This is a genomic window from Rhodococcus sp. 06-462-5, from assembly GCF_002258315.1.
In the GTDB taxonomy this organism is placed as follows: Bacteria; Actinomycetota; Actinomycetes; order Mycobacteriales; family Mycobacteriaceae; genus Rhodococcoides.
The window spans coordinates 259,175-270,995 of the sequence record NZ_NOYD01000014.1 but is presented as its reverse complement, the minus strand read 5'-3'; the positions used below and the strand labels follow the sequence as shown (position 1 = coordinate 270,995).

Below are 11,821 nucleotides of genomic sequence, written 5' to 3'. Positions count from 1 at the left end.
AGCAGCGACACCGCGACCTACATCACACAATGTGCCATTGACGAATGGTGATGTCAATGCCAGTCTTCTTGTACATCGAAGACAGGAACTCTCATGAACCGCTCACGTCGCAGTGGAAGCAACGCCCGATGACTCCCGTGGTGGTCGGGGCCGCAGGAATCATCGCCCTCGTTCTGTTCACCTCGCGCGGAGCAGGCATGGACTTCGACCGACGCGCCTTGGCCGGGGCGTACAAGCCGGTGCGCTCGACGTGGCCGAAGCGACTTCGGACGCGTCGACGCCCGTGATGAGCTCGGGAGCGGTCATGTCCGTTTTGTGACATCACCCGACGAGGCGGGCTCGATCAGTACGCTCGGACCCATGCCCGACCGGAAGTACGCAGGCAGATCCCCACAGGAGCGGTCCTCCGAACGGCTCACCCGCCTGATGGACACCGGGATCGGTCTGTTCGGCACGCACGGATACGCCGCGACGACGATCGGCATGTTGTGCTCGGAGTCCAATGTGTCGACCCGTCACTTCTATCGCGAGATCGGAAGCCGGTCGGAGCTGCTCAAGAAGATCGTCACCACCATGAATCAGGACGGCGAGCGCGCTGCGCGTGACGCACTGTCCGACGACGGTCGGCACTCGGCGGTGGAGTCGATCGACGCCGCGATCCGGGCGTACCTCGGCGTCACGTGCAGAACCCGGATGGCGGCTCGGGTCTGTTACGTCGAGGTGGTCGGGGTCAGTACCGACATCGAGTTGTGGCGCATGAACCAGCGAGACGTCGTCGTCGAGATGTTCGACTCCCTGGCAACTGCCGCCGCAGCACGAGGAGAACTGCCCGACAGAAACTATCGTCTGGTCATTCTCGCGATCATCGGTGCCGCCAACATCTTCGCCCAGGAGTGGGCGCTGAGCTGCAGCTCCGGAGGCGAACCGACCGACGACACCTTCACCCCGTACATCGACACGCTCGTCGAGTTGGTCACCGCCGCACTTCGGACGCCCCGACCCGTGTAGCCCGACCGTCGATAGTGACCCATCACACTCCCGCTCGACGTATGTTTCGGAGCAGCCGGTTCGACTCATACTTATCGGCGTCGTCCGCGACGCCCCCAGCTCCGGATGTCCGGAGACGACCTACACGAAAGAGGTACGCACCGATGGCCGACTTCATCGACAAGGCTCAGCACAAGGCAGAGGAACTGGCCGGGACTGCGAAGGAGAAGGCAGGCGAGGCAACCGGTGACGACAGCCTGCGCGCCGAAGGTGCCAAGGATCAGACGAAGGCCAACACTCATCAGGCCGCCGACAAGGTCTCCGATGCCGCCGAAAGTGTTGCCGACTCCGCAGCCGGTGCAGCCAAGGAGGCCAAGCATGCCGCTTCCGACGTCGCCGACAAGGCGGCCGATGTTGCCGAGGACGTCAAGGACACCGTCAAGGACAAGGTCGGCAACATCGATGCCGACGACGTGAAGGAGAAGGCGTCCCAGGTCGCCGACAAGGCAGCCGACAAGGCCTCCGCCGTCGCCGACGACGTGAAGACCAAGGTTCGCAACATCGACAGCGAGGATGTGGCCGAGGCCGCGAAGGTCGGCACTCCCGTCATCGCCGCCATCGCAGCCGTTGCCGGTGCTGTCGCGTTCGTGCTCATCCGTCGACGCAACCGTCGCAACAGCGCTGCGCACCTGTTCGTGCCGTCGAAGCGCACCACCCGCAAGCTCGCCAAGAAGGCTCGCAAGCACAGCTTCTGAAAGTAATTACACGACAAAAGCCCCGCCTCCTTCGAGGCGGGGCTTTTCTCGTCCTGTGCAGCGGGTCTCGTCCCTACAGCGGCTTGAGTGCCCGGCTGGGCACCCAGTGCGTGACGGTTTCGCTTCGGTCTCGCGACATCAACTCGTACGTGACGCGACCGAGCCAATCCCCGTCCACGGTGATCGACCATTCGACCAGGTCTCCCGGCACCACGCGTCGAACATCGAATCCCTCGGGGTTGAACTTCGACGCGTGGTGTGGCGGCAGTGGGTAGAGGATGTTCAGGTCGATCCACACCTTCAGCGGCGGGCGGAGCAACTTGAAGGGGCGCACGGCAGACGCCGGTCGAGGTTGCGCGCGCCGTGCCATCGTTCGATCATACGTTCGATTTCTACGCCGATCCACCGCCCCGGAGAACGAAGAACGGCCACCCGCACACGAGGTGCAGGTGGCCGTTGTTCGGTGTTCCGAGGATCAGATGCCGAGCGATCCCGCCAGGAAAGGCCAGGACTTGTGCAGGTCGTCCTGCCAGTAGCCCCACGAGTGGTTTCCGACCGGGCGGAAGTCGACCGTGGCCGGGATTCCGAGCTGGTCGAGGCGCTTGGCCAGGTTCGAGGTGCAGAAGTTGGTGGCAACTTCGATGCCGCCGCCGACGATGACCTGGTTGGCGAGCGTCGCCGGGTCGTTCTTCAGACGCGGGTTGGCGAAGGTGTCGTTCGGTGCACCCGGTAGGCCGCTGCCGGTGCTCATGTAGATCTGCGTTCCGCGAAGCTTCTCGGCGTTGAGCAGCGGATCGTTCTCGCGCCACACGGGGCCGTCGAGCGGTCCCCACATGTTCTCGACGTTGCCGCCGCCGTAGGTCTCGACGACGAGCTTGACGAACTGCTGACCGATGGGGTCGGAGGTCTGAGCGCAGCCGCTGTACGCAGCGACACCGGCGAACTTGCCCGGGTACTTGATCGCGATGTTGAGAACCGAGGTGCCCGTCATGGACAGTGCTGCGAGCGACTGGCGACCGTTGGTGTCGAACTGGGCGTCGATCAGCGGGGGCAGTTCTTCACCGAGGAAGGTGCTCCACTTGTTGCTGCCGAGCTTCGGATCGTCCTGCAGCCAGTCGGTGTAGTACGACCACTTGCCCTTCTGCGGGGTCACGATGTAGGCGTTCTTGTCCGAGAAGAAGGCCTCGGCGTCGGTCTGCGACTGCCACGATGCGGCATCCTCGCCGCCGCCTGCGCCGTTGAGCAGGTACAGCACCGGGCGGGACACGCTGTCGTCGGCCGGCTTCTGCACCGTCACGGGGATGGTGCGGTTCATCGACGCCGAGAACACCTGGAGCTGAACCTGGCGGTTGTCGAGGGTGTTCACCGACTCGATTCGCGAGCCGTTGCTCGACTGCGTCGTGGCCGCAGGCAGTTCGTCTGCGGACGCGACGGGCGTCATCAGCGCGGTCGGAAGAATCGCCACTGCGAGGGCGACGGCCGTAGCCGAACCGATTCGCCGGAAGCCGTGTCGTCGAGATCGTGGCACGCTGTTTCACCTTTTCGTCGAGTTACACCGGTCGAGTCTCTACATCGGCCGAAGATGAGGTGACGTTACCTCGAGCAACCGTCCGAAGCGTCACGGACCGGACGATTCCGAGACTCGATCGTGATGGTCCTGGCGCTTGCCGCGGGTGGCGAAAACACAGGCTGCGACGACGATCACCGCGGTCACCACACCCACGGGCAGCAGCGAATACAGCGAGACGATGGGCCGCTCGTAGTCGTCGGAATCAGCAGCGCAGACGTAGAGGTGTTCCCACGAGACGAGTGTCTGTGGTCTATTGGGTGCCCGCCCCGCGAAGGAGTCGATCGAGATGTTTCGTCGCACCGCCGTCATTGCTTGCGTCATTGCAGGTGCCGCCGCCCTGGGCATGGGAACGGCCGCCGCCGACGAGTGGCCTACTCCGCCGCCGTATCCGAGTCCGTCTGCTCCACAGGACGTCACCGGCTTCCTCACTCCTCAGGACCCGGACTACTGGAACCCCTTCGTCAGCGAGAACCGATTGACGTCCCCCTACGGCAACAGCACCCGCATCGTGTGCACCGGATTTCACGGCGTGCTCGGCTCCTGCTGGCAGGCCGATTCGAATGGCAACCCGCACAAGCTGATTCTGCTGAACATGAACTACCCGGGCTCGACGGGTCAGCTGTTGCCCGGCGGCGGTCCCGGGCACTTCGTCTACCCCGGTTTCATCCCCGGCATCGGCTGACCCCGTCGACACCGGCAGCAACTGATCTGAGCGTCCACTATTCGCCCCCGAAAGCGGGATTCCGTGTGAGGACCGAAATAGTGGACAGGGAGATCAGTTGTACGGCTTACGCGCCGTTTCGGGGCCGCCGTAGGTGATGGCTCGTTCGCGTCGGGTGCCGGTGGCCAGGGTTGCGGCCCAGTTGATCAGAGTCCCGACGCGATTGCGGTTGCCGGCCAGGAACGCGATGTGGATGACGCCCCACGAGACCCAGCCGAGGAATCCGGACATCTTCAGCGGCCCGGCCTGAACCAGGGCGTGACCGCGGGCGATGTAGGCCGCGGTGCCGAGGTCTCGGTACTCGAAATCCTTTCGCGCAGAACCGGACAGGTCTGCTGCGATCGCCGCGCCCGCCGCTCGGCCGCCCTGCATCGCCACCTCGGCGACGCCCGCAAGCTGGTTCAGCGACATGATGTCTCCGACGACGAACACCCTGCGATGTCCGGGGATCGAGAGGTCGGGTTGCACCGCGATGCGTCCGGAGCGATCCTGTTCGACGCCCATCGCGTCGGCGAGTTGCTTCACGAACGGAACGGCTTCGACGCCTGCGGTCCACAGCACGGTGTGGGTGTCGTAGCGAGTGACGGTCTTGGGTTCTGCCTTGGCCGTCACCTCGACGTCGGTGGCCGTGACGTCGGTGACGTGAACTCCGAGATGGGTTTCCACGCCTACCTCGTCGAGGGTGCGCTGCGCCTTCTTGGTCAAGGAGTCGGGGAACGATTCGAGTACGCGGTCGCCGCCGTGGAACAGCAGCACTCGCGCCTCCGACGGATGGATCGCGTCGAACTCTTTCGCCAACGCCCTGGTGGCGAGTTCTCTTATCTGTCCGGCCAATTCGACTCCGGTCGGGCCTCCCCCTGCCACGGCGAACGTGAGCCAGGGTCGGCGTTCGTCGGCGGTGGGCAGGGATTCGGCCATCTCGAAGGCTGAGATCAGCTTTCGCCTGATCGCGAGGGCATCGTCGAGGGTCTTCATCCCCGGTGCCCACTGCACGTATTCGTCGTGGCCGTGATAGGCCTGCTGCATACCGACGGCGACGACGAGGTAGTCGTAGGGCAGCTCGAACGTCGAGCCGTCGAACCGACTCGCCGTCACCACTCCGCCGTCACCCGCCGAGCCGTCGACATGGGGGGTCACCGAGGTCGCTTCGCCCAGTGCCACGTGCACGTTCTTCTGCTTGCGCAGCAGGTGTCGCAGTGGACTGGCGATCGAACCCTCGGACACCAGACCGGTGGCGCACTGGTAGAGCAGTGGCTGAAAGACGTGGGAGGTACCGCGTTCGAGCACGGTGACGTCGACGTCCTCACCGCGTAGGCGTCGGGCCGCGTGCAGCCCACCGAATCCTCCGCCGATGACCAATACCCGTGGACGTGCCATGTGAACGTTCTCCCTCGGACCGACCCGTGGAGAAGGACTCTCCGATTTTGCAGCCTACTCGAGTGCCGCACCCCCGGTCAGGAGGTGCGGCACTCGATTTGGAAGCGGATCAGCCGAGCAACGTCCGCATGGTGTCGATTTCCTGCTGCTGCGAGGCCACGATCGCGCGAGCCATCTCCTGCGCATCGGGGTTCGAGCCGTCGGCGATCTCGATGTTCGCCATCTCGATTGCGCCCTCGTGGTGCTCGATCATCATCGTCAACCATTGGCGGTCGAACTCGGCACCGGTGGCCGCACTCAACGCGTCCATGTCCTGTTGGGTCATCATGCCCATGCCCGAGCTGTGGTCCATACCGCCCATGTCCATGTTCATGTCGGGCATGGGCTGGCCCCACTCGGTGAGCCAGGCGGTCATCCGGTCCATCTCGGGTTGCTGAGCGGCCTCGATCGCCGACGCCAAGGCCACGACGTCCGAATTCTCGGTGCTGCCCTCGACCATTGCCGCCATCTCGACCGCCTGCGCATGATGCGGGTACATCATCTGGGCGAACATCACGTCGGCATCGTTGAACTCAGCCGACGACGAGTCCGACGCAGACGAGGACGACGCAGACGAGGTTCCCTCCGACGACGAATCCGACGAGGTGTCGCTGCTGCAGCCGGCGAGAAGGAATGCGCTCACGGTGGCGGCAGCCAGCGAAGCGACGAGTGTTTTACGCATGTGAATCTCCTTGAACAAGTGCGAAATACAGGGATCTGGGTATGCCGATCCGCCGGTGGCGTGCGTCCACCGGGCTGCCTGTCACACTCGCAAGGTCACCGATCTGTCCAGCTCCCAGAGGGTCCACGGCGGCGCACGCTCCGAGATGGAGTCGGTGCGCCCACCGATACCGTCCTCCGACATCGGCGTGTGGACGACATCGACGCTCGCCGCCGGGACCGACAGCCCACCCCACGCCACCGTGGTTCCCGCGCACGGATGCATCATCTGATGTGCCGACGGGCAGTCGTGTTCACCGGCCGCCACCTGTACCGGATCCTGATGGTGGGTCGTCGACGCCATGGCGGCGTGTTCGCTGCTCACCGACAAGGTCGGTGTCACCGAGTGCATCAGCAGCACCCCGAAGATCGTCAGCGCGATCAGCAATCCGGTCGCCGAGGCGAAGCCCGGGCGTCTGCGTCGGATCACTGATTGCATGTCATCGACGATAGCAAGTCATACCCCCTAGGGGTAACTGGCAGGGACTTCCGCCCCGCACCGAAGGACTTCCGCCTCTGTCTGCGACGGTCCGATTCGGGCCATGCTCAGGGTGTATCTGCACACGTAAGTCAAGGGACGGGAATTCGTCATGAATGCATCGAGCCGGTTAGTCGTCGGAGTCGACGGATCCGCCACATCGCTCGACGCGGTCCGCTGGGCAGCACGCGAGGCTGTTCGACGCCACGCTCCGCTCGAGTTGGTCACGTCGTCTCTGTTCGCGCCGGGAACCTACGGCGATGCCATCAGTCTTCGGATCGGTTCGTTCTCGGACCCCGATGTCGAGGCCAAGCGTGTACTGACCGCCGCGGTCGATGTTGCGCACAAGGCCGCAGCGGGCAACTCGCTGATTCTCGACACTCGTCTCGAACACGGCTCGGCCGCACGGAACCTGACGCATTTCGACGTCGCGCCCGCGATGATCGTCGTCGGGTCGAGAGGTCTCGGCGAGTTCACCGGTGGATTGATCGGGTCGGTCAGCACCGCAGTGGTCTCGCATGCGAAATGCCCCGTGGCAGTGATCAAGTCGAACATCATCAGTGACGGGCCGGTCGTCGTCGGCGTGGATTGCACCTCCAACAGCCAACCGGCCATCGGCTTCGCTCTGAAGGAAGCATCACTGCGAGGCGTCGACCTCGTTGCAGTACACGCCTGGAGCGACCTCGAGCTGGGCAGCGTGTTGACGCGCGACGACGAGGGTCCGTGGGTCGATTCCGAGCTAGCCGAGAAGACGTCGTTGGCGGAGAGCCTGGCCGGATGGTCGGAGGACTACCCGGACGTCACCATCCATCGGGTGGTGGTTCAGGACAGGCCGGTTCGTGAACTGGTCCGCGCGTCCGAAACCGCGCAGTTGATCGTCGTGGGAAGCCGCGGTCGGGGCGGATTCGCGTCGATGCTTCTCGGCTCCACCTCGCGTGCGGTGCTGCATTCGGTGGATGTCCCCGTCGTCGTGGTACCCACCGATCGATGAGCGCGACGGCGGTCGAATCTTTCTACGGCTCCAATGAATTGGACGCAGACCTACGCTATTGGGCTGCGGCGAACTATCTGACGGTGGCGCAGATCTATCTGCAGGACAACGTATTGCTGCGTCGGCCTCTGACCGCCGAACACCTCAAGCCGAGGCTGCTCGGGCACTGGGGCACGAGCCCCGGACTGTCGATGATCTACACCCTCCTCAATCGCGTGATTCGTCGAACCCATTCGGACTGGCTGTACGTCACCGGTCCGGGTCACGGCGGTCCGGCGTTGGTGGCGAACACCTACCTCGAAGGCACGTACAGCGAGATCTACCCGGACATCTCGCTCGACAACGCCGGCGTTCAACGTCTGTGCCGCCAATTCTCCACGCCTGGCGGCATTCCGAGTCATGTCAGCGTGCAGACACCCGGCAGCATTCACGAGGGTGGAGAACTGGGCTACGCCCTCGTCCACGCCGCCGGCGCAGCGTTCGACAATCCCGATCTGATCGTCGCCTGCGTCGTCGGTGACGGTGAGGCCGAAACCGGTCCCCTGTCCGGTTCGTGGAAGATTCCGGCTTTCCTCAATCCGATCCGCGACGGGGCCGTGTTGCCCATCCTGCATCTCAACGACGGAAAGATCTCCGGACCGACGGTTCTCGGACGCAGCACCGATCGATCGATCGCGGACTACCTGAGCGGGCAGGGGTGGGCACCGATCTTCGTCGAAGGCGAGGACCCGCGAAAAGTGTTCCCGGCGCTCGAATCTACCCTCACTCGCGCCCACGACACGATCGAGAGAATCCAGCACGCCGCCCGCAACGGCGAACCACAGCACGACGTCCAGTGGCCGGCCATCGTTCTCCGCACTCCCAAGGGCTGGACCGGACCGCACGAGGTGGACGGCAAGCTCATCGAGGGCACCCACTGGGCGCACCAGGTGCCGCTCTCCGGTGTTCGGGAGAAACCGGAACACTTGGCTCAGCTCGAGACGTGGCTGCTCTCCTACGATCCCCGATCACTGTTCGACGACGCCGGCGCCCCGGTGGCCTCCATTCGCGCGCTCGCTCCGTCGGGCACCGAACGCCTCGGTGCCACTCCATACGCGAACGGCGGTGTGCTGTTGCGGCCCTTGGTCATTCGAGACCTCGAGAACTACGCGCTCACCGTCGAGTCCCCGGGGCGCACGTCGCACGAGACGACCACCGTACTCGGGGAGATGATGCGCGACATCTATCTCGACAACGCACAGACCGACGGCGGCGGCAACTTTCGGCTGTTCTGCCCCGACGAGACCGCGAGCAACCGCCTGCAGGCCGTGTTCGAGGCCACCGACAGATGCTGGCAGCTGCTGACCAACGAGTTCGACGACAATCTGGGTCCCGACGGCCGCGTGATGGAGGTGCTCAGCGAGCATCTGTGCGAGGGCTGGCTCGAGGCGTACCTACTGTCGGGGCGACACGGTCTGTTCGCGAGCTACGAGGCCTTCGCCATGGTGAGCGTGTCGATGCTGATCCAGCACACCAAGTGGCTCCAGCATGCGGCCACACTCGCGTGGCGGGCTCCCGTCGCATCGCTCAACGTTCTGCTCACCAGCACGTGTTGGCGCAACGACCACAACGGATTCAGCCATCAGGGGCCCGGACTGATCGACGCGGTGATTCCGCTGGCACCGGATGTGGTGCGCGTGTGGCTACCACCGGACTCCAACACTCTGCTCGCCGTGGCCGATCATTGCTTCCGCAGTCGAGGCCACGTCAACGTTCTGGTGGTGGACAAGCAGAGTCACCCGCAGTATCTGACGCTTCCCGAGGCGCGGGCGCATGCCGCGGCGGGTGCGTCCCGCTGGGACTGGGCCGGCACCGAAGTGGCCGATACCGACGAGGACCCCGAGATAGTTCTGGCGTGTGCCGGCGACGTGCCGACCGAGGAAACCCTCGCTGCCGCAGAATTGTTGCGTACGTGGACTCCCGAGCTCAGGGTTCGCGTGATCAACGTGATCGATCTGATGGCGCTGCTCCCCGTCGTCGATCATCCGCACGGATTCTCCGACGAGCAGTTCGTGGATCTGTTCACCGCCTCGGTCGATGTGGTCTTCGCGTTCCACGGCTACCCCCGTGCGGTGCATCAACTGGTGCACGGCCGACCCGACGCCCAACGGTTCCACGTTCGCGGATTCATCGAACAGGGCACCACGACAACACCGTTCGACATGGTGGTGCTCAACAAGATCAGTCGCTATCACCTGACGCTCGCAGCACTGGACCGAGCGCGCACTGCGCCGGCCGGTGCCGAGCAACTGCGGCAGCACTGCCAAGACCAACTCGCACGCCACGACGCCTACATCCGAGAGCATTTCGAGGATCTCCCGGAGATTCGGCAGTGGCGATGGTCGTGACTGCCGAACCTCTGGAGAGCTACCCGCGGGCGATGATCAACGGACAGTCGACCCGGTGGGCCAGCGAACGGACGGTGGATCCGAGAAGTCGGTCGCTGAAACCGTTGCGGCCGGTCGAACCGACGACGACGGCCTGCGCACGGGGTGATACCTCGAGGATCTTCTCGACCACGTTGCCGCGCAACACTTTTTGCTGAACCACTACGTCCGGGTACTGTTCGCTCCAACCGGACAGGCTCTCGGCCAACACGGTTCGACCGTTCGACACGATCGCGTCGGATCTGTCGGACTCGGACGCGTCGGGCGACGAGATCGGTTCGTCCGTCGACACGTGGACTGCAACCAATTCTGTTCCTCGGAGCGAGGCTTCGTCGAATGCCAACCGAACAGCCTTCTGGTTGTGCGGCGACCCGTCGACTCCGAGGACAACAGGGCCTCGTGACGAATCCACCTCGACGCTTCCCGGCACGATGACCACTGGGCAGTGCGCTCGAACCGCCACCGCGGTGCTCACCGAGCCGAGCAGTTCGGCGAAATATTCGCCGTTGCCGCGCGAGCCGACCACCATCATCGACGCACTCGAGCTCTGATCGAGCATGGCCTGAATCGTCGGTCCCACAATCGATTCGCTCATGATGGTGAGCGCGTCCGGGTTCCTCACCGAACGTCGAGCAACCAGCGACGCCCAGGCCAGGGTCGACTCTGCGGCTGTGTGCTCCTCGGAGCCGATGTGAGACGGCAGCGCGACGAAACTCGTGTACAGGGCCTTGACTTGGTAAGCGGACACCAGCTTCACCGGTAGTCCACGCAACTCGGCCGCACGCGCGGCCCAACCGACTGCGTCGAGCGAGGATCCGGAGCCGTCGACACCGACGACGATCGGAGACTGCCTCGAGGTACTCATGCGTGCGGGACGACGAGGACGGGGCAATGGGCATGCCGCAGTACGGCGGTCAGCGTTCGTCCCGGCACTCGGTCTCGTTCGTGACCGACCACCATCAGCTGGGCTGTCTCGGAGATGGCGACCAACTCCGATCCCGAGTCGGCCTCGGCGTATACCGATGCCACCCGAATGTCCGGGTAGTCCGCGCCGAAGGGTTCGAGTCGAACATCCATTGCCGATTCGGGATGGAGCCCGTCGGCTGGACCGCTGAGGGCGGACGTGAGAACGGAGGAGACAGCCTGGGTATGCACGGCCAGAACGCTGGCCGCCCTGATCGACGCCTCGTGAAATGCCTGAGCCACAACTGAATCGGCTCGCGAAACGTCGGCGTCACCCAGGGCCGCGACGACCGGGCCGCCGCGTTCGGCATCGAAGTGCCGGACGATGGCCACGGGATTGGGCGATGCTTCGACCACGGCACCGACCATCGATCCGAGTACCCAGGCGGCCACCGCACTGCCGGTGGTGGTCCCCAGTATCAACAGAGACGCAGATCCGGCTTCGGTCGACATCACCGATTCGGGCCGACCGTGCAGAACGACCGACTCCACAGCAACCGACGGATCGATCGCTGCGGCCACGTCCGCTGCGCGGCTCAATGCCGTGCGGGCGTAGTCGCCGTCGACATCCGGAGCGCCGTATACGGTTTCGGCCATTGCGTGTCTGTCGATGACGTGGATCAACCGAAGCGACGCGCCCCGTCCGCGTGCCTCCTGCACGGCGAACCGGACCGCATCGAGTGCGGTCTCCGATCCGTCGATACCGACCGTGACAGGTCCGGTGGAATGTGAACTGTTCATCAGATACCTCTCGATGGTGCGCGTCTACAACGAGAACGGTACGAGCGCAAGCA

At 64.4% G+C, this 11,821-nt stretch carries 14 protein-coding genes; 6 read left to right on the top strand and 8 right to left on the bottom strand.

The genetic code is table 11. From position 1 onward, the window contains the following. The first annotated feature begins 56 nt into the window (after nucleotides 1–56). From CH251_RS11110 to CH251_RS28135, 3 genes are all read left to right on the top strand, one after another. Complete coding sequence (locus CH251_RS11110; RefSeq protein WP_094613256.1) at nucleotides 57–287, top strand: hypothetical protein; 231 nt, start codon at nucleotides 57–59, stop codon at nucleotides 285–287. Between the two features lie 73 nt (nucleotides 288–360). Next, nucleotides 361–1,008: a TetR/AcrR family transcriptional regulator gene (locus CH251_RS11105; RefSeq protein WP_094613255.1), complete on the top strand. Its 648-nt coding sequence runs from the start codon at nucleotides 361–363 to the stop codon at nucleotides 1,006–1,008. Nucleotides 1,009–1,151: 143 nt separating this feature from the next. Further along, nucleotides 1,152–1,742, top strand: coding sequence for a CsbD family protein (locus CH251_RS28135; protein ID WP_094613254.1), 591 nt, complete (start codon nucleotides 1,152–1,154; stop codon nucleotides 1,740–1,742). Nucleotides 1,743–1,815: 73 nt separating this feature from the next. Here CH251_RS28135 and CH251_RS11095 read toward each other — a convergent pair whose 3' ends face one another. From CH251_RS11095 to CH251_RS27220, 3 genes are all read right to left on the bottom strand, one after another. Next, a complete protein-coding gene (locus CH251_RS11095; RefSeq protein ID WP_032376174.1) occupies nucleotides 1,816–2,112 on the bottom strand; it encodes a hypothetical protein in 297 nt (98 codons plus the stop codon). 105 nt (nucleotides 2,113–2,217) lie between these two features. Further along, nucleotides 2,218–3,183 (bottom strand): alpha/beta hydrolase, encoded by a 966-nt coding sequence (locus CH251_RS11090; RefSeq protein ID WP_373454940.1) that lies wholly within the window; start codon nucleotides 3,181–3,183, stop codon nucleotides 2,218–2,220. Nucleotides 3,184–3,360: 177 nt separating this feature from the next. After that, nucleotides 3,361–3,612 carry a hypothetical protein gene (locus CH251_RS27220; RefSeq protein ID WP_143537834.1) on the bottom strand — a complete coding sequence of 84 codons (252 nt, stop codon included), beginning with the start codon at nucleotides 3,610–3,612 and terminating at the stop codon, nucleotides 3,361–3,363. Here CH251_RS27220 and CH251_RS11085 point away from each other — a divergent pair. Then, complete coding sequence (locus CH251_RS11085) at nucleotides 3,599–3,994, top strand: hypothetical protein (protein ID WP_094613352.1); 396 nt, start codon at nucleotides 3,599–3,601, stop codon at nucleotides 3,992–3,994. The two genes, CH251_RS27220 and CH251_RS11085, sit on opposite strands and share 14 nt — an antisense overlap. A 93-nt stretch (nucleotides 3,995–4,087) precedes the next feature. Here CH251_RS11085 and CH251_RS11080 read toward each other — a convergent pair whose 3' ends face one another. From CH251_RS11080 to CH251_RS11070, 3 genes are all read right to left on the bottom strand, one after another. Further along, nucleotides 4,088–5,410 (bottom strand): NAD(P)/FAD-dependent oxidoreductase, encoded by a 1,323-nt coding sequence (locus CH251_RS11080; RefSeq protein ID WP_094613252.1) that lies wholly within the window; start codon nucleotides 5,408–5,410, stop codon nucleotides 4,088–4,090. Nucleotides 5,411–5,519: 109 nt separating this feature from the next. Beyond that, the gene (locus CH251_RS11075) at nucleotides 5,520–6,131 is read right to left on the bottom strand and encodes a DUF305 domain-containing protein (RefSeq protein WP_094613351.1); all 612 of its coding nucleotides are present in this window, start codon (nucleotides 6,129–6,131) and stop codon (nucleotides 5,520–5,522) included. Between the two features lie 81 nt (nucleotides 6,132–6,212). After that, complete coding sequence (locus CH251_RS11070) at nucleotides 6,213–6,608, bottom strand: DUF6153 family protein (RefSeq protein ID WP_094613251.1); 396 nt, start codon at nucleotides 6,606–6,608, stop codon at nucleotides 6,213–6,215. Between the two features lie 151 nt (nucleotides 6,609–6,759). On the opposite strand from CH251_RS11070, the gene CH251_RS11065 reads away from it, so the two are divergent. Together CH251_RS11065 and CH251_RS11060 are read left to right on the top strand one after the other, a co-directional pair. Next, entirely contained in the window at nucleotides 6,760–7,638 is an 879-nt protein-coding gene (locus tag CH251_RS11065; RefSeq protein WP_094613250.1) for a universal stress protein, read from the top strand. Beyond that, entirely contained in the window at nucleotides 7,635–10,025 is a 2,391-nt protein-coding gene (locus CH251_RS11060; RefSeq protein ID WP_094613249.1) for a phosphoketolase, read from the top strand. The genes CH251_RS11065 and CH251_RS11060 overlap by 4 nt, the downstream gene beginning before the upstream one ends. A 19-nt stretch (nucleotides 10,026–10,044) precedes the next feature. On the opposite strand, the gene CH251_RS11055 is transcribed toward CH251_RS11060, so the two are convergent. Then, the gene (locus tag CH251_RS11055) at nucleotides 10,045–10,929 is read right to left on the bottom strand and encodes a universal stress protein (RefSeq protein ID WP_094613248.1); all 885 of its coding nucleotides are present in this window, start codon (nucleotides 10,927–10,929) and stop codon (nucleotides 10,045–10,047) included. Further along, complete coding sequence (locus CH251_RS11050) at nucleotides 10,926–11,768, bottom strand: universal stress protein (protein ID WP_094613247.1); 843 nt, start codon at nucleotides 11,766–11,768, stop codon at nucleotides 10,926–10,928. The genes CH251_RS11055 and CH251_RS11050 overlap by 4 nt, the downstream gene beginning before the upstream one ends. Nucleotides 11,769–11,821 lie beyond the last annotated feature (53 nt).

Excerpts from the sequence above, each read along its gene's own strand:
- CH251_RS11055 (WP_094613248.1), bottom strand. The coding sequence starts at position 10,929 with ATGAGTACCTCGAGGCAGTCTCCGATCGTCGTCGGTGTCGACGGCTCC.
- CH251_RS11075 (WP_094613351.1), bottom strand. The coding sequence starts at position 6,131 with ATGCGTAAAACACTCGTCGCTTCGCTGGCTGCCGCCACCGTGAGCGCA.
- CH251_RS11065 (WP_094613250.1), top strand. The coding sequence starts at position 6,760 with ATGAATGCATCGAGCCGGTTAGTCGTCGGAGTCGACGGATCCGCCACA.
- CH251_RS11070 (WP_094613251.1), bottom strand. The coding sequence starts at position 6,608 with ATGCAATCAGTGATCCGACGCAGACGCCCGGGCTTCGCCTCGGCGACC.
- CH251_RS11105 (WP_094613255.1), top strand. The coding sequence starts at position 361 with ATGCCCGACCGGAAGTACGCAGGCAGATCCCCACAGGAGCGGTCCTCC.
- CH251_RS11095 (WP_032376174.1), bottom strand. The coding sequence starts at position 2,112 with ATGGCACGGCGCGCGCAACCTCGACCGGCGTCTGCCGTGCGCCCCTTC.
- CH251_RS11060 (WP_094613249.1), top strand. The coding sequence starts at position 7,635 with ATGAGCGCGACGGCGGTCGAATCTTTCTACGGCTCCAATGAATTGGAC.
- CH251_RS11085 (WP_094613352.1), top strand. The coding sequence starts at position 3,599 with ATGTTTCGTCGCACCGCCGTCATTGCTTGCGTCATTGCAGGTGCCGCC.
- CH251_RS11080 (WP_094613252.1), bottom strand. The coding sequence starts at position 5,410 with ATGGCACGTCCACGGGTATTGGTCATCGGCGGAGGATTCGGTGGGCTG.
- CH251_RS11090 (WP_373454940.1), bottom strand. The coding sequence starts at position 3,183 with ATGACGCCCGTCGCGTCCGCAGACGAACTGCCTGCGGCCACGACGCAG.
- CH251_RS11050 (WP_094613247.1), bottom strand. The coding sequence starts at position 11,768 with ATGAACAGTTCACATTCCACCGGACCTGTCACGGTCGGTATCGACGGA.
- CH251_RS11110 (WP_094613256.1), top strand. The coding sequence starts at position 57 with ATGCCAGTCTTCTTGTACATCGAAGACAGGAACTCTCATGAACCGCTC.
- CH251_RS28135 (WP_094613254.1), top strand. The coding sequence starts at position 1,152 with ATGGCCGACTTCATCGACAAGGCTCAGCACAAGGCAGAGGAACTGGCC.